The sequence below is a fragment of the Nocardia callitridis genome (genome assembly GCF_039543305.1).
GTDB lineage: Bacteria > Actinomycetota > Actinomycetes > Mycobacteriales > Mycobacteriaceae > Nocardia > Nocardia callitridis.
Genome location: NZ_BAABJM010000001.1, coordinates 808,408 through 824,851 on the forward strand (window position 1 = coordinate 808,408; position 16,444 = coordinate 824,851).

13 protein-coding genes and 4 tRNA genes are annotated in these 16,444 nt (G+C 66.4%); 6 read left to right on the forward strand and 11 right to left on the reverse strand.

What is annotated here, in order from left to right; all coding sequences use genetic code 11:
- Nucleotides 1–86: 86 nt before the first annotated feature.
- The 9 genes from rplK to ABEA50_RS03415 all read right to left on the reverse strand — a co-directional run bounded on the left by rplK (nucleotide 87) and on the right by ABEA50_RS03415 (nucleotide 4,378).
- Nucleotides 87–521: a 50S ribosomal protein L11 gene (gene rplK, locus ABEA50_RS03375; RefSeq protein ID WP_345493506.1), complete on the reverse strand. Its 435-nt coding sequence runs from the start codon at nucleotides 519–521 to the stop codon at nucleotides 87–89.
- Nucleotides 522–583: 62 nt separating this feature from the next.
- Entirely contained in the window at nucleotides 584–1,453 is an 870-nt protein-coding gene (gene nusG / locus ABEA50_RS03380) for a transcription termination/antitermination protein NusG (RefSeq protein ID WP_345494634.1), read from the reverse strand.
- Between the two features lie 118 nt (nucleotides 1,454–1,571).
- Nucleotides 1,572–2,000, reverse strand: a complete 429-nt coding sequence (gene secE / locus ABEA50_RS03385) for a preprotein translocase subunit SecE (protein WP_345493507.1) — start codon at nucleotides 1,998–2,000, stop codon at nucleotides 1,572–1,574.
- Nucleotides 2,001–2,031: 31 nt separating this feature from the next.
- A tRNA-Trp gene (locus ABEA50_RS03390) sits at nucleotides 2,032–2,104 on the reverse strand.
- A 242-nt stretch (nucleotides 2,105–2,346) separates the two neighbouring features.
- The gene (locus ABEA50_RS03395; RefSeq protein ID WP_345493508.1) at nucleotides 2,347–3,423 is read right to left on the reverse strand and encodes a fused (3R)-hydroxyacyl-ACP dehydratase subunits HadA/HadB; all 1,077 of its coding nucleotides are present in this window, start codon (nucleotides 3,421–3,423) and stop codon (nucleotides 2,347–2,349) included.
- A gap of 174 nt (nucleotides 3,424–3,597) precedes the next feature.
- Nucleotides 3,598–3,768 carry a 50S ribosomal protein L33 gene (gene rpmG, locus ABEA50_RS03400; protein ID WP_011211653.1) on the reverse strand — a complete coding sequence of 57 codons (171 nt, stop codon included), beginning with the start codon at nucleotides 3,766–3,768 and terminating at the stop codon, nucleotides 3,598–3,600.
- Nucleotides 3,769–3,812: 44 nt separating this feature from the next.
- A tRNA-Met gene (locus ABEA50_RS03405) sits at nucleotides 3,813–3,888 on the reverse strand.
- 90 nt (nucleotides 3,889–3,978) lie between these two features.
- Nucleotides 3,979–4,051, reverse strand: a tRNA-Thr gene (locus ABEA50_RS03410).
- Between the two features lie 244 nt (nucleotides 4,052–4,295).
- A tRNA-Tyr gene (locus ABEA50_RS03415) sits at nucleotides 4,296–4,378 on the reverse strand.
- Between the two features lie 266 nt (nucleotides 4,379–4,644).
- On the opposite strand from ABEA50_RS03415, the gene ABEA50_RS03420 reads away from it, so the two are divergent.
- Nucleotides 4,645–5,136, forward strand: a complete 492-nt coding sequence (locus ABEA50_RS03420) for a YajQ family cyclic di-GMP-binding protein (RefSeq protein WP_345493515.1) — start codon at nucleotides 4,645–4,647, stop codon at nucleotides 5,134–5,136.
- Here the strand turns inward: ABEA50_RS03420 and htpX are convergent.
- Together htpX and ABEA50_RS03430 are read right to left on the reverse strand one after the other, a co-directional pair.
- Nucleotides 5,127–6,014 (reverse strand): zinc metalloprotease HtpX, encoded by an 888-nt coding sequence (gene htpX / locus ABEA50_RS03425; protein WP_345493517.1) that lies wholly within the window; start codon nucleotides 6,012–6,014, stop codon nucleotides 5,127–5,129. The genes ABEA50_RS03420 and htpX overlap by 10 nt on opposite strands.
- 103 nt (nucleotides 6,015–6,117) lie before the next feature.
- A complete protein-coding gene (locus ABEA50_RS03430; protein WP_345493518.1) occupies nucleotides 6,118–7,140 on the reverse strand; it encodes a polyprenyl synthetase family protein in 1,023 nt (340 codons plus the stop codon).
- Nucleotides 7,141–7,335: 195 nt separating this feature from the next.
- Here ABEA50_RS03430 and ABEA50_RS03435 point away from each other — a divergent pair, with 195 nt between their 5' ends.
- The 5 genes from ABEA50_RS03435 (at nucleotide 7,336) to ABEA50_RS03455 (ending at nucleotide 16,409) form a co-directional block, all read left to right on the forward strand.
- Nucleotides 7,336–8,604, forward strand: coding sequence for a geranylgeranyl reductase family protein (locus ABEA50_RS03435; protein ID WP_345493519.1), 1,269 nt, complete (start codon nucleotides 7,336–7,338; stop codon nucleotides 8,602–8,604).
- Between the two features lie 666 nt (nucleotides 8,605–9,270).
- Nucleotides 9,271–9,690 (forward strand): DUF3592 domain-containing protein, encoded by a 420-nt coding sequence (locus ABEA50_RS03440; protein ID WP_345494635.1) that lies wholly within the window; start codon nucleotides 9,271–9,273, stop codon nucleotides 9,688–9,690.
- A 460-nt stretch (nucleotides 9,691–10,150) separates the two neighbouring features.
- Nucleotides 10,151–11,299 (forward strand): glycosyltransferase family 4 protein, encoded by a 1,149-nt coding sequence (locus tag ABEA50_RS03445; protein ID WP_345493521.1) that lies wholly within the window; start codon nucleotides 10,151–10,153, stop codon nucleotides 11,297–11,299.
- Between the two features lie 60 nt (nucleotides 11,300–11,359).
- A complete protein-coding gene (locus ABEA50_RS03450) occupies nucleotides 11,360–12,064 on the forward strand; it encodes a demethylmenaquinone methyltransferase (protein ID WP_345493522.1) in 705 nt (234 codons plus the stop codon).
- Between the two features lie 115 nt (nucleotides 12,065–12,179).
- Entirely contained in the window at nucleotides 12,180–16,409 is a 4,230-nt protein-coding gene (locus ABEA50_RS03455) for a bifunctional nitrate reductase/sulfite reductase flavoprotein subunit alpha (protein ID WP_345493524.1), read from the forward strand.
- The last annotated feature ends 35 nt before the right edge of the window (nucleotides 16,410–16,444 follow it).

A 16,444-nucleotide genomic window follows, 5' to 3' on the forward strand; every position in this document is an offset into this window, starting at 1 on the left:
TTTGTCTGTCCTCGTTCGTTGGTTCAGATGTGGTTTTCGGGCCTGGCCGGCCCTCCCACCTGGGTCACTGCTCGTTGCGCGGCAGCTCAGGCCTCGACGGTGATACCCATCGAGCGCGCGGTGCCCGCGATGATCTTCGCCGCCTGATCGATGTCGTTGGCGTTGAGATCTTCCTGCTTGGTCTTGGCGATCTCCTTGACCTGATCCCAGGTGACCTTCGCGACCTTGTCGCGGTGCGGCTCCGCCGAACCCTTCTGCACGCCAGCGGCTTTCAGCAGCAGCTTGGCGGCGGGCGGGGTCTTCAGCTTGAAGTCGAACGACCGGTCCTCGTACACCGAGATCTCGACCGGAATGACGTTGCCACGCTGCGACTCGGTCGCGGCGTTGTACGCCTTGCAGAACTCCATGATGTTGACGCCGTGCTGACCGAGCGCGGGACCCACCGGCGGAGCCGGGTTCGCCTGACCGGCCTGGATCTGCAACTTGATGATCCCGGCGAGCTTCTTCTTCTTGGGGGGCATCTTTCTTTCCTAGGGTCTGGTTTTCCTTGCTCTTTGCAAGTCGTTGGAGCGGCTCGAACGGCCTAGATCTTCGAGACCTGGGTGAACGCCAACTCGACCGGAGTCTCGCGACCGAAGATCGACACGAGCACCTTGAGCTTCTGCTGCTCGGCGTTGACCTCGGAGATGCTGGCGGGCAACGTCGCGAACGGACCGTCCATCACGGTCACCGACTCGCCGACCTCGAAATCGACCTCGATGACCGGCTTGGGCGCGGTCTCGGTGGCGCCATCGCCGTTCGTGGCGGCCGCGGGCTTCTTCTGCTGCTGGCTGGCCGGGACGAGGAACTTCACCACGTCGTCGATGGTCAGCGGGGAGGGACGCGAGGTAGCGCCGACGAAACCGGTGACGCCTGGCGTATTACGGACCGCGCCCCACGACTCGTCGTTGAGATCCATCCGAACCAGGATGTAGCCGGGCAGCACCTTGCGGTTGACGTGCTTGCGCTGACCGTTCTTGATCTCGGTGACCTCTTCGGTCGGCACCTCGACCTGGAAGATGTAGTCCTCGAGATCGAGGTTCTGCACACGGGTCTCGAGGTTGGCCTTCACCTTGTTCTCGTAGCCGGCGTAGGAGTGGATGACATACCAGTCGCCCGGTGCGCGACGCAGTGCCTTCTTCATCTCGGCGACGGGGTCGGCGGGCTCTTCGTCGATCGGCGCGGCTTCGTCGGCTACCGCTTCTTCGTCGGCTACTGCTTCTTCGTCGGTCGCCGCGGCATCGGTGGCAGCGTCGGCGGGTGCCTCGTCGGCATCGGCGGAACCGGTCGCGTCGTCACCGGATGCCGCGGCGACGGAATCGTCGGTCGCGGAGTCCTCGACGGAGTCGGTGGACTCGGCCACCGCGTCGTCGACCGGGAACTCGTCGTTTGTGGGGTTCTCCGGGGTGCTCACTGGGGCACTCGCTTCCTGTGTCGTCACGTACATCCTCTGCGTGCCGGGCCGGGCGCGCGGCGGAACCACTCCGCCCGTGTCCGCCCCGGGGCCGGCTTCCGGCTTCGGCGTCGTTCAGCTAGCCGAACAGCCAGTCGACACCCTTGACGAACGCCAGATCCAATCCGCTGATGAACGCGACCATAAAGATCACGAACACCAGAACAACGCTCGTGTAGGTGATCATCTGCTTGCGATTGGGCCAGATCACCTTGCGCAGTTCGGCGATGACCTGACGCAAGAACTTGATCAGGTTCTTGATCGGATTGCGCGAGGGGCGCTCGTCCCGATCGGCCTTGGCTGACTTGCGCGTCGAAGGACGCTCCAGCGTGGCGAGCGAGCCCGTATCCGAAGACCCTGAAGTCCCGGAGACCGAACCACGACCACGTCGCGCGGAACGCTTACCGCTCGGTCGATTCGACACGGCGGTGTCATCGCCGTAGTCGGCCGCATCTTCGGGCTCGTCGTCGCCCGCATGCGCACCGTGGCGAATATCCCGCTCGCTCACGTCGATCCTCTCTCGTCGCTGGCATCCAGGGCAGGGGCGACAGGACTTGAACCTGCAACCTGCGGTTTTGGAGACCGCTGCTCTGCCAGTTGAGCTACGCCCCTTCGGCTGGACGGGATGGAGATTGTCCAGCCACTGTGAAAAAAGTTCGAATATGAAGTTGGAAGTTTTCCTCCGGCGTTACACAACACGCGCGCCGCTCCGGCAGTTCCGGGCCCCGTCGACTCGTCCTCGCGGACCAGCCTGGAACCAGGCCTACAGAGCAGCGCGCAACAGCTGGTAACCCCAGATTCCTAAGTCTACGTTACCGCGCGCGGCATTAGCCAATCAGGCCCACCCAACGCGGTCAGGCCAGCTGTACCGTCGCCGTCGCGCGACCGAAGATCTTGCGGCCGGCCGACCTCGCGACGAGGGCGATCACCGCGGTGCGCGCCTGCTCGTCCACCGACTTCACCTTGCCGGTGAACTCGATCGCCGCGGGCGCCTCGGTGCCCACGTAGGCGGGGCTACTGAAGCGAACGTTGTATTCCTTGACCGCGCCGGGATCGCCGAGCCACGAGGTGACGAAGCCACCGCCGAGTCCCATGGTGAGCATGCCGTGGGCGACCACATTGTCCAGCCCGACCTTGCTCGCCACCTGATCACTCCAGTGGATCGGGTTCGCATCACCGGAGACACCGGCGTAGTTCACCAGATCGCCTCGGGTCAATCGGACCGTGCGCGGGGGTAGCTCGTCGCCGGGCGAGACGTCATCGAAGTTGCGCGCGTGCTTGCTCGCGGCCAGCTGCGGCGGGGCGACCGGGGTACTCGGCGTGCCCGTGCCGATCGCCAGCGCGGTGCGCGGGTGATGATCGGGAACGTCGGCACCGACACCGTGCATGAGCACGCTGTCGACCGCGTCACTGAGACCGGGGTCGATGTCCACACCGCTGCGCCCGATCAGTGTGGTGTAGGTGGTCAGCACCAGTTCGTCGTTCTGCGCGGTGACGATGTTCTTGGTGACCATGATGTCGCCGCCGAACGCCTGCCGGAACGAGTGCAGGTACACGTCACAGGTCAGCTGGTCACCGACCCTGATCGGCCGATGGAACTCCAGCACCTGATCGGTCTGCATGATCTGACTGAGGTCGTAGCCGGTGACGACTTCCTCGAACAGCTTGCGCTGCGCCAGGATTCCGACGAGCGAGATGAAGGTCAGCGGTGCGAGCAGACCATCGTGGCCGTACTCGTTGGCGACGCTCTCATCCCAGTGCACCGGATGGTAGTCCTGTACCGCACGTGCGTACTCACGCACCTTCTCGCGTCCGACCTCGTAGTAGTCGTCGACACGGTAGTGATGCCCCACCATGACGGCCGCATTGGTCGCCGGGTTGGCACCTTCGCTCTGCTCGACCACATTTTCGGTATCGGTGTTGAGTGTCACGGTAAAACTGTACCTATCTGATCCCGAGCCCGGGATCGCGGAGCGCTCGCCACCGCACTCTGGGCAACGGTGGAACGCACCTGTGTACAGCGAAGAACGACACCGCTCAGGCGCCCCGAACTCACCGCTGACCCCATCGCGTATTGCCGCGTGCGGCAGCTTCGCGGGTGGAAGCTAGCGGGACTCGCGATGCGCCCGGTGTGTGCCGCAGTTCGGGCAGAACTTCTTCAGTTCCAGCCGATCCGGGTCATTGCGCCGGTTCTTCTTGGTGATGTAGTTACGATGCTTGCACTGCTCGCAGGCCAAGGTGATCTTTGGCCGGACATCGGTGGACTTCGCGGCCACGACATTCCTTCTTTCGGGTCAACCAGATTGACTGATCGGTCTGTTGGTAGCGATGGCCGGACTTGAACCGGCGACACAACGATTATGAGTCGTTTGCTCTACCGACTGAGCTACACCGCCACGAGTCGCATTGCCATGGTGCCGCACCCAGCCCCACAACATTCGGGAACGATAAGCGATGCCGAGTCGGTCACCACCGGCAATCCGGCGAGCCCCCTAACGGAATCGAACCGTTGACCTTTTCCTTACCATGGAAACGCTCTGCCGACTGAGCTAAGGGGGCGTGACTTATTGTCGCGCCGAAATCAGAACTGCTTCGACTCCGGCGCGGCGAAGTCTTGAACGAGGTTACACACTGTGCGGTCCCACCACCAAACCGGATGGTCAGAGCCACTTTCCCGACCCTGGGGAGCCACGCGCGACGGCAGCGGACGCAGACCGAGCCCGCCGGTGGCCGTCCACCAATCACGTAGTGCCACAACGACAAAGCCCCCGCGAACCGATGAACGATCCGCGGGGGCTTGACGTGGCGGGCGTAGGATTCGAACCTACGTAGGCTTTCACCGACAGATTTACAGTCTGCTCCCATTGGCCGCTCGGGCAGCCCGCCGTTGCGCCACGTTTCTACCTTCACGACGCGGAGAGCAGAATACAACGGACCCCGGCCCCGAATGCAAACCGGCTGGCCATGGGCACCGCGAACGCACCAGCGTCGCCGCTACCGAAGCGGGTTGTCGACATCGTTGTCCAAGAAGATCCACCGGTACCGGTCGCCCGAATAGATCCGGCGCGGATCATCCGGGTAGAACTGACGGGTGCCGACGCCATCGGCGCGGCAGTGAGTCCCCGTCCGGTCGTGAGGAACAGGAGCGCAGTGTGGCCGATTCGTCTTTCGACGTCGTCAGCAAGGTCGACCGACAGGAGGTCGACAACGCTCTGCATCAGGCGGAGAAGGAACTGAACACCCGCTACGACTTCCGCGGAACAGGCGCGAGCATCGAATGGTCCGGCGAGGAGAGCATCGTGCTCACCGCCGAGGCCGAAGAGCGCGTCAAGGCGGCGCTGGAGGTGTTCAAGGAGAAGCTGATTCGCCGCGACATCTCGCTCAAGGCCTTCGAAACCGGTGAGCCCGCCGCATCGGGCAAGACCTACAAGATCACCGGCACCCTGGTCCAGGGCATCGACACCGAGCACGCGAAGAAGATCTCCAAGAAGATCCGCGACGAGGGCCCCAAGGGCATCAAGGCGCAGATCCAGGGTGATGAGCTACGCGTGACCAGCAAGAAGCGTGACGATCTGCAAGCGGTGATCTCGCTACTCAAGGGCGAGGACTTCGGGATCGCACTGCAATTCGTGAACTACCGCTGATCCGGCGGCCCACCCGCCATCTGTTCGAGCCGCGCGATGCGCTCGGCCATCGGCGGGTGGGTGGAAAACCAGCGCGCCGCCCGATCGCCGACCCGGAACGGGTTGGCGATCATCAGGTGCGACTGCGCGGTGAGATCCGGCTGCGGGGGTAGCGGGGCCGCCTGGGTCCCGCGCTCCAGCTTGCGCAACGCCGAGGCCAGCGCCAGCGGGTCACCGGTCAGCTCGGCGCCGGACTGATCGGCCTGGAACTCGCGCGAACGCGACACCGCCAGCTTCACCAAGGTCGCCGCGATCGGCCCGAGCAGGCTGATCAACAGCACACCCAGAATGTTCGGCCCCTCACCGTTGCGATTGCCGCCGCCGAACATGGACGCGAAGAACGCCAGGTTCGCCAGACCCGAGATCACCGAGGCCAGCGCACCGGCGATCGAGGAGATCAGGATGTCGCGGTTGTAGACGTGCGATAGCTCGTGGCCGAGCACGGCACGCAACTCGCGTTCATCGATCAATTGCAGAATGCCGCTGGTACAGCACACCGCGGCGTGCCGGGGGCTGCGGCCGGTGGCGAACGCGTTGGGCGCGTTGGTGGGGCTGATGTAGAGCCGGGGCATCGGCTGCCTGGCCATGGTCGCGAGCTCGCGCACGATCCCGTAGATGACCGGCGCCTCCAGCTCGCTGACCGGCTGCGCGTGCATGGCCTTCAACGCGATCTTGTCGCTGTTGAAGTACGCGTACGCGTTCATCCCCACGGCGAGCACGATCGCGATGATCAGGATCGTGGGGCTGCGAAACAGCGCACCCGCGAACACGATCAACGCCGACAAGCCGACCATGAGTCCGAACGTCTTCACACCATTCGCGTACCCGTGCCCGTGCATACGCCCGCTCCCTTGCCACTCCCCCGTTCGTTGAGTGCCTGACAGAAGATCAACGACGGAGGTAGCGGGCAAAGTTCCTGCGCACCGACACCGGTTGGCGGCTTCAGCCCACCCGTTCGATGGTGTAGCGAACCAGCCGCTCCAACGCGTCGTTGGCCGGGCCGGGCGGCAACGCCGACAACTCGGCGTACGCGGAATCGGCGTAGGTCTGCAATTTCTGTTTCGCCTGCGTCATACCCGCCGAATCGGCCAGCAACGCCAGCGCCTCAGCGACCTCTTCGTCGGTCTCCAAGGGGCGGGCCAGCAGCTTGCGCAGGCGCTCGCCGGTCTCGTCGTCGCCGCGCAACGCGTAGAGCACCGGCAGCGTGTGCACGCCTTCACGCAGGTCGGTGCCGGGGGTTTTGCCGGATTGTTCGGCGGCCGAGGAGATATCGATGATGTCGTCGGAGATCTGGAACGCGGTGCCGACGATGTCGCCGAGGCGCGCGAGTCGCTCGACGTGTTCGGCGCCGGCGCCGGAGAAGGACCCGCCGAAACGGCCGGACGCGGAGATCAGCGAACCGGTCTTCTCCCAGACCACCCGCAGGTAGTGCTCGACCGGGTCCTGTGTATCGCGTGGGCCCATGGTCTCGCGCATCTGCCCGGTCACCAGCTCGGCGAAGGTCTCGGCGATGATGCGCACCGCGTCGGGGCCGAGGGTGGAGGTGAGCCGGGAGGCGTGCGCGAACAGGTAGTCGCCCGCGAGGATGGCGACGCTGTTTCCCCAGCGAGAATTCACGCTCGGCGCTCCCCTGCGCATGGATGCCTCGTCCATCACATCGTCGTGATAGAGCGTGGCCAGGTGCACGAGTTCGATGACCGTGCCCGCGGTGACCAACGCCGGGTCACCGGGGCGAGGGCCGAGCTGTCCGGTGAGGATGGTGAACAACGGACGGAATCGCTTGCCACCGGCCTTCGCCAGGTGCAGCGCGGCCTCCTGCAAGAAGAGTTCACCGTCGGAAAGCTCGTCGACCAGGAGCTTTTCGACCGATTCCAGGCCAGTGCGCACCGTGGCGGCGAGCTCGGTATCACCGAGATCGACCCCGGCGACCACCGTGCTCTCCGCACTCACAGCCGATGTGCTCATTTCTTCTCCCAGCGATGCGTCCGACCCCACGGTAGAGAACCTATCTTGTCGCGGTCCGATGGCCCATGAACACCGTCACTCTGTGGCGTATCGAGGACTCTCGCACGCCATTTTCCGCCGCCGCCGCTCGGCGGGCGAAACCCGGCGCGCGCCCACCTTCGACAGGAATCCGGTCGTGCTGCGATTATTGAGCGCATGGGTTCACCGGAAGTCACCGACGACGCCGCTGCGCAGGCATTACCCACCCGTGCCGAAGTGCTCGTCGTCGGAGCGGGACCCGCCGGTTCGGCGTCGGCGGCGTGGGCCGCGCGCGCAGGACGCGATGTGGTGCTGTTGGATTCGGCGGTCTTCCCGCGCGACAAGACCTGCGGTGACGGGCTCACCCCGCGCGCCACCGCCGAACTCGAACACCTCGGCCTCGGCGATTGGGTACGCGAGCACACCGTCAATCACGGTCTCCGCATGACCGGTTTCGGCCGTGAAGCCCTTCTGACCTGGCCACAAGGATCGTTTCCCGCCTATGGAAGTGCCGTTCCCCGAACCGAACTCGACAACAAGCTGCGCGAGACGGCGGTGGCGTCCGGGGCGCGGATGTTCGACGGCGCGAAAGTGCTCGAACTCACTCGCGAGGGTGACCGCGTCAGTGGCGCCGTCGTCAAGACCGCGCACGGAACGCACACGATCGTCTGCACGACGCTGATCGTCGCCGACGGTGTGCGCTCACCGATCGGCCGCCAACTCGGCAGGACATGGCATCGCCGCTACGCCTACGGCACCGCCGCGCGTGCCTACATCAAGTCCGCGCGCAGCGCCGATCCGTGGATCACCTCACACCTCGAGCTGCGCGATGCCGACGGCGAGCTCGTTCCCGGCTACGGCTGGGTGTTCCCACTCGGCAACGGCGAGGTCAATATCGGCGTGGGGTCGCTGGCGACCGAGCGGCGGCCCTCGCACATCGCCTTGAAGCCATTGCTCGAGCATTACACGCGATTGCGCAGCGACGAATGGGAGTTCGAGGGGTCGTTGCGCGCCGTGGCCTCGGCGCTGTTGCCGATGGGCGGCGCGGTTTCGCATGTGGCCGGACGCAATTGGGCGCTGGTCGGCGACGCGGCGGGGTGTGTGAATCCGCTCAACGGTGAAGGCATCGATTACGGGCTGGAGGGCGGGCGCATGCTGGCTCGGCTGCTCGACGAGCCCGACCTCACCCAGGTGTGGCCGCGAACGTTGCGGGATCGCTACGGGCGCACCTTCTCGGTCGCGCGCCGCATCGCGGGCCTGGCAACCCATCCACGGATGGTGCCGATCGGCGGGCCTCCGGTGCTGCGATCGAAATACTTGCAGCGCACCGCGGTTCGCGTGATGGGGAATCTGGTGACCGAAGAGGACGTCGATTTCACCGCACGGGCTTGGCGCGTGGCCGGAATGGCCTCTATGCGCTTGGACGAACTCGCACCGTTCACCTGAGGTCTCGACCAGGCCGGCGGCGTTCGCGGGTACCGATCTCGGGTGCCACAGGCCGCCGGCATCGGCCGTGATTCGCGAGCGCGCCCTGTCACGCGCGCGATCGGATCGGGTTGTGCTCGAACCGATTCGGGCCGAGAGGAAGGCTCTGGCCAGTCGGTCCGGAGGGACGGGGAGCTGCCGCGCGCACGAAATCCACCGCAAGATGTCGGTTCCGACAGGCGAGACACTCCGTCCAGCGAGGATCTCAGGTCATCGGGCAGCGTTTCGAAGACATTGCTCATGCTGTCGACGGCGTCGGCCAGCTGCTTCTTGTCCGTTGCCTCGAGGCGCGCGGTCAGCTGGTTCAAGGACTCGGTCAGGTCGAACCCGGATGTTGTTCGGCTCAAACGCCGTCCAGCGGCATGGCCGGGTAGCCGTGCGCGTTCGCCCAGACACCGGTCAGGTGCGTAACCGCGGGTGAAGGGTCCCGCCTCGACCGACACCGGCCGAGCGGCAGCTACTCGGGACGACTGTGCGGGGCTGCCATTGTCGGCGTGCGGAGTAGGGGCGCGATAGCGCGGCGAGCAGCTCGGTAGCCTGTTGGGCGTGTCGGAATCCAGTCAGTCCACCCGGTGGCCGAACTGCGTGCGCCAGGTCCCGCAGGCGGACGGACTGCGGCGGGCGCGGATGGGCATCCTGATCACGGCAGTCGCGATCAGCGTGCTCATGGTGCTGCTGGTGTTCGCCGCGTGGCGCGATGATTACCTGATCAGTTCCGACAAGGGCATGGCCACCGCCGAGGTGCTGTCCGCAGGTCGGCTGCGCTCGGCGGTGATGTATGTCACCCCCGATGGCGAGACGCACAATCCGAAGGTCGGTGTCCTCTACCCGACGAATCTCACCGCCAACGAACGCATCCGCGTCGAGTACAGCCGCAGCGACCCCGACCTGGTGCGGGTCGAGGGTCGCGATGCCAGCGTCGCGATCCTGCCAGCGCTCTCGGTGATCGTCGTGGCCTGGTTGTTGGCGATCCCCGCGTTGTGGGCGCTGCTGCGCGCCGATCGACGCAAGACGCTGACACGGTCGCTACCACAGCCGCAGGGCTAGCGGCGGGTCGACTTCGCGTCGAACGGTGCCGCACACCACCGGGAGTAGCAACGACCGGGCAGCGCACAGCCGCCGTCGCGTCCGACACCCGACACCTCTGCACGGGATCCGGCGCCTGCCGAAGGATTACCTCGGTCGCTCCGCATCCACCGCGCCGCTGTCCTGGTGACCTTGTACGCGCGGGCGCTGTCACCCGGTGAAACCGCCACCGTGCGTACACCACTCAGCCGCTCGGCCAGCCGCCGAACACCTCGTCCCGAGCGATGCGAGAACGGCACAGTCAGTTCGCGGCCGTCTCGCTTTCGTGCACTCGAACGGGCGCCACGATCGGCCGACCGCGCCCGGATTCGGCGTCGGGAGCTCGACGCCTCGACGCGCGAAGCCAGTAGTTCGCCGGAACTTTCCGTGCCCTTCACGCCCATGTGGCGACGCGGCGCGCTGCGGCGGTCACCCTGGGGTAGTGCGTGTAGCGATCGTTGCGGAGTCGTTTCTGCCGTCGATGAACGGCGTCGTCAACTCCGTGCTGCGGGTGCTGGAGCACCTGGACCGGCACGGACACGACGCGCTGATCATCGCCCCCGACACACCGAGAGGTTTGCCGCCCGCGCCGCATTGGCACGGCCGCTTCCGCGTGCACCGCGTTCCCGCGGTGATGGTGCCGAAGATCAGCTCGCTGCCGGTGGGCTTGCCGCAGCCGGGGATCGTCTCGGCCATCGCCGATTTCGACGCCGACGTAGTGCACCTGGCCTCGCCGTTCCTGCTCGGCGCCGGTGGACTCGGCGCCGCACTGCGGTTGGATCTGCCCGCCGTCGCGGTATACCAGACCGATGTGGCGGGGTTCGCCAAGAGCTACGGCCTCGGGCTGACGGCGAAGGCGGCCTGGGGCTGGACGCGGCGCGTGCACGAGGGCGCGACCAGGACACTGGCACCTTCGACGGCGGCGATGGATGACCTGGTGCGCCACGGCGTTCCGCGCGTGCACAGGTGGGGTCGCGGTGTCGATATCGCGCGCTTCGACCCGTCGGCGCGACGCGCGAGCCAGCGCACGGCATGGCTGGGCGACACCGACCGGCTGATCGTGGGATTCGTCGGGCGGCTGGCACCGGAGAAGCACGTGGAGCGCCTGGCGGTACTCGCCGACGACCAGGACATCCAGTTGGTGATCGTGGGTGACGGACCCGATCGCGCCCGTTTGGCGCGGATCATGCCGACGGCGGTCTTCACCGGCGAACTGGGCGGCGACGAATTGGCTCGGGCCTACGCCAGCCTGGATGTGATGGTGCACGCGGGCGAGCACGAAACGTTCTGCCAAGGGGTGCAGGAGGCATTGGCCTCGGGTGTCCCGGTGATCGGGCCCGACGCGGGTGGACCCAAGGATCTGATCGCGCACTGCCGCAACGGGTACCTGCTCCCGGTCGACCGATTCGGCGAACTGTTACCGAGCGCGGTTGCGGCACTGCACGATCCGGCCTTGCGCGCCCGATTCGCCCAGGCCGCACGCAAGTCGGTGCTGCCGCGTACCTGGCCGGCGATCTGCGCCGAACTGATCGGCCACTACGAGGCCGTGACCGGAACCGGCGGCCGAATCCAGCTGCCGCACACCGCCTGACCTCGCGCTGCGAGGGACCGGAGGTAGGTACCTGACCGATTCGGCGTTAGGGTCGATGCCGTGGCGAAAACACAATCGAACCGGGCCTCACTGGACAAGCAGCCCCGTGAGGTCGCGTCGATGTTCGACGGTGTCGCTCGGCGCTACGACCTGACCAATACGGTGATCGCCGCGGGACAGGATCGGTACTGGCGCTGGGCGATGCGGCAGGCGCTCGCACCGCGCCCCGGTGAGCGGTTGCTGGATCTCGCCGCGGGCACGGGAGTCTCGACGCTGGAGTTGCAGAAGTCCGGTGCATGGAGTCTCGCCGCCGACTTCTCCCTCGGCATGCTCGCGGCGGGCCGCTTCCGTCAGGTACCGATGGTGGCGGCGGACGCGATGGCCTTGCCGTTCGCCGACGAATCGTTCGACGGGGTGACCATCTCGTTCGGTCTGCGCAATGTCGCCGATATCGACCTGGCCATGCGCGAGATGCTGCGGGTGACCAAGCCGGGCGGACGGCTGGTGATCTCCGAGTTCTCCACACCCGTCATCCCTGGGTTTCGCACCCTGTACATGGAGTACCTGATGAAGGCGCTACCGAAGGTGGCGCGCGCGGTGAGCAGCAACCCGGACGCCTACGTGTACCTGGCCGAGTCGATTCGGGAGTGGCCCAATCAGCGCCGGCTGGCCGAGCGGGTGGCCGAGGCCGGCTGGTCTTCGGTGAAATGGCGCAACCTCACCGGTGGCGTCGTTGCCTTGCATCGCGGCTACAAGCTGGGCTGATTCCGACATTTCGGCGCCGACCTCACCGCGGTGATTTCGTGCGGTGCGGCGGAATGTGACCTCCCGATAACGCGGGGTAAATCGGGCGCAACCGGGCTTGCGCATCATCGGTGGCATGCCGGACGCGCACCTGCCAGTACTCGCGGCGGGCACCACCCGAACCGCGTGTTCGTACTGTGGTGTCGGCTGCGGAATCACCGTGCGCACCGAGGACGGTGCCCAAGGATCCCCGGTGATCGCCAAGGTCAGCGGCGACAAACTGCATCCGACCAACGCGGGCAAGCTGTGCACCAAGGGCGCGACGCACGCGGAGATGATGCGCGCCGACGGCAGGATGGACACCGCCTACCGTCGGCCCGAACGCGGCCAGGCGCCGTTGCCGCTGCCGGTGGACGAGGCGGTAGGCGAGGTGGCGGCCCGACTGCGGGCGATCCTGGACGAGCACGGGCCGGACGCGATCGCGGTGTATGTCTCCGGGCAGATGTCGATGGAGGCGCAATACCTGGCCACGAAACTGGCCAAGGGCTATCTGCGGACGGTGCATATCGAGGCGAATTCGCGGCTGTGCATGGCCAGCGCCGGCACCGGATACAAGCAATCGCTCGGCGCCGACGGACCGCCCGGCTCCTACGACGATTTCGAGCACGCGGGCGTGTTCTTCGTGATCGGCGCGAACATGGCCGACTGTCATCCGATCCTGTTCCTGCGCATGGCCGATCGACTCAGGGCGGGGGCGAGACTGATCGTGGTCGACCCGCGACGCACCGACACCGCGGCACGCGCCGACCTGTTTCTCCAGATCGCACCCGGCACGGATCTCGCGCTGTTGAACGGCTTGCTGCACCTGCTCGTCGCCAACGGCGCTATCGATACCGACTTCATCACCGCACACACCGAAGGGTGGGCGGCGATGCCGGAGTTCCTCGCGGACTATCCGCCCGATCGCGTCGCCGAGATCACCGGGATCGCCGAGTCGGATATCCGTACCGCGGCGGAATGGATCGGGTCCGCTGGCGAATGGATGTCGCTGTGGACGATGGGACTCAACCAGTCCACGCATGGAACCTGGAATACGAACGCCCTGTGCAATCTGCACTTGGCGACGGGCGCGATCTGTCGGCCGGGCAGCGGACCGTTCTCGCTCACCGGTCAACCCAACGCGATGGGCGGGCGCGAAATGGGCTATATGGGTCCCGGTCTGCCCGGTCAACGCAGCCTGCTCTCGGCAAAGGACCGCACCTTCGTGGAAACGCAGTGGGAGTTGGCGCCCGACACGCTTCGCACCGAGTCGGGCCCTGGCACGATCGCGATGTTCCGCCAACTCGCCGAGGGAAACATCAAGGCGGCGTGGATCATCTGCACCAATCCGGTGGCGACGGTGTCGAATCGCAAGACGGTGATCGCGGGGCTGGAAGCGGCCGAATTCGTGGTCGCCCAGGACGCGTACACCGAGACGGCCACCAATGCATACGCCGACGTGCTACTGCCCGCGACCCTGTGGGCCGAGGCCGACGCCGTCATGGTGAATTCCGAACGCACGGTGACGCTGCTGAACCAGTCGGTCGCCCCGAAGGGGGACGCGCGCCCGGATTGGCGGCTGATCGCCGATGTCGCGACGGCCATGGGGTTCCCCGGCTTCGAGTACGCCAGCGGCGCCGAGATCTTCGCGGAGATCCAACGCTTCAGCAACCCGGCGACGGGCTACGACCTGCGCGGCATGAGCTACGCACGCCTGCGGGAAGGTCCGATGCAGTGGCCTTGCTCGGATGCCGAACGGGCGCGCAATCCGATCAGATACCGCAATGACGGTGTCGCGCAGACCCTGTTCGTCGACGAGGACGGGCATCGGCCGGAGTTGGCGTTCCCGACACCGAGTCGACGAGCGGTCTTCTGGCCGCGTCCACACCTTCCGCCGCACGAGATGCCCGACGACGACTACCCGTTCCTGCTCAATACCGGTCGGCTGCAGCATCAATGGCACACCATGACCAAGACCGGCAAGGTGGACAAGCTGGTGAAGGCGACCGGTGCGCCGTTCGTGGAGATTCATCCCGCCGACGCCGAGGCACTGGGTGTCGGCGCGGGCGATCAGCTCGAAATCGCCTCGCGGCGTGGGCGCGCGGTGTTGCCGGTGCGCGTCAGCGATCGGGTGCGCCACGGCGATTGCTTCGCGCCGTTTCATTGGAACGACGAGCAGGGCGAATATCTCACGATCAACGCCGTGACCAATGACGCGGTGGATCCGGATTCGCTGCAACCGGAGTTCAAGCAGTGCGCGGTGGCGCTGCGTCGGGTTGCCGCGCTGCCGAAACAACAGGAGCTACCGGTCGATAACGGCCACCCGTTGGCCGCCATGCTCGGATTGCCGACCGGTGCGCCGACGCTCACCGCGACCGAGCAGATCTATCTCGGCGGGTATCTCGCGGCCTTGCACGAGCTTCCGGTCCGTGGTCAGCCGGTGCTTCCCGCGTCCGCGCCGCTGTCGGAGCGCGCCAGGATATGGATCGACGGGCTGCTCGCGGGCATGTACGCGCGCGATGCCTCGGTCGCATCCGAGGAACCCGAGCGGGTTTCGGGGCATGCGGTGACGGTGCTGTGGTCGTCGCAGACGGGTACCGCGGAGGAATTCGCCGCCGCGGCGGCCACGCGACTCGCCGATGCCGGGTTCGTGGTGTCGGTGTCGGACATGGATTCCTGTGAGCTGAGTGCGCTTTCCGGCGATATCTTGGTGGTGACCAGTACTTTCGGTGACGGTGGGCCGCCGGACAACGGCGCCGATTTCTGGGATCGGTTATCCGCGAGCGCGGTGCGATTGACCGGCACGCGCTTCGCGGTCTTCGCGCTCGGCGACTCCTCCTTCGACGACTTCTGCGGGCACGGGCGCAAACTCGACGCACTCCTTGCCGAACGCGGTGCGACACGGTTGCTCGCGCGGGTGGACAACGAACCCGACTACGAGGACGCCGGTGCGCGGTGGCTCGATGCGGTCGTCACCGTGCTCGAGGGCGCGTCGGCACCGGACAGTGCCGTGCCGGCGGCCGCCACGGCGTCGAGCGCGACGGCGACGGCGAACGGTCCTGGGTCGTCGACGAATCTCGATGCGGTCGCGATTGATTCGACAGCGATTGCGCCGACGCACGGCGGCACCGGCGGACCGGCTTCGCGTACCGCGACCATCACCCGCCCCCGCACCGACGGATCGGGTTCGCCGTCCCCGAACCGAGCCGCTCCCTTCACCCGCAACGCTCCGCTGCGGGCTCCGCTGCTGCGCAACGAGGCACTGTCGCACCCCGACTCCGCGAAAGAGGTACGCCGCGTCGGCTTCGACCTGCGCGATCTGGGGGCGCACTACGAAGCGGGTGACGCGCTGGGTGTCTGGCCGTCCAACGATCCCGCGCTGATCGACCAGTGGCTAGCGGTGACCGGGCTCGACGGCCGCATGAGCATCGAACTCGACGGCCGCGAACTACCGCTGACCGAGGCCCTGCGCACCGGCTACGACATCACCAAGGTGAACCCGGCCCTCCTGGGTTTCCTCGCCGAACGAAACCCCGACGTTCGGCTCGCCAAGCTGTTGCGCCGCGACAATCGCCACGAACTCGACAGCTATCTGTGGGACCGCACCGCCGCCGACGTGCTCGCCGACTTCCCCGTCCGCGCCGGACTGGTCGACTGGTTGGACGTGCTCAAACGGCTACAGCCGCGCCAGTATTCGATCTCCTCCAGCCCGCTGGTCGACCCCGACGAAGTGCAACTGACCGTCGGAGTTGTGCGCTACGGCGACCGGTCGACTCAGCGTGGCGGGGTGTGTTCGACCTTCCTCGCCGATCGGGTGGACGGCCAGCCGGTCCCGATCTTCTTGCAGCGAGCGCCGCACTTTCGTCCACCGGTCGACCACACGGCGCCGATGATCATGATCGGACCCGGTACCGGCATCGCACCGTTTCGCGGGTTCCTGTACGAGCGACGCGCCCTCGGCGCCACCGGCCGCAACTGGCTGCTGTTCGGCGACCAGCACGCGGCACAACATTTCTACTACCGCACCGAGCTGGAGGACATGTTCCGCTCCGGCTTCCTCACCCGCCTCGATGTGGCCTTCTCCCGCGATCAGCGGGAACGAATCTACGTGCAGCACCGCATGATCGAGCACGGCGCGCAGCTGTGGTCGTGGCTGCGCGACGGCGCCCACCTGTATGTGTGCGGCGACGCCGCGCGCATGGCCAAGGATGTCGACGACACGCTGCTGCGTATCGCTCGCGTGCACGGCAACCTCGACGACGACGGTGCCCGCGCCTTCAAGAAACAGCTCACGACCGAGAAGCGCTACCTGCGCGACGTGTACTGACCGTCGCCGTCTCGGCCCGTGCACCGCGCGTTGGG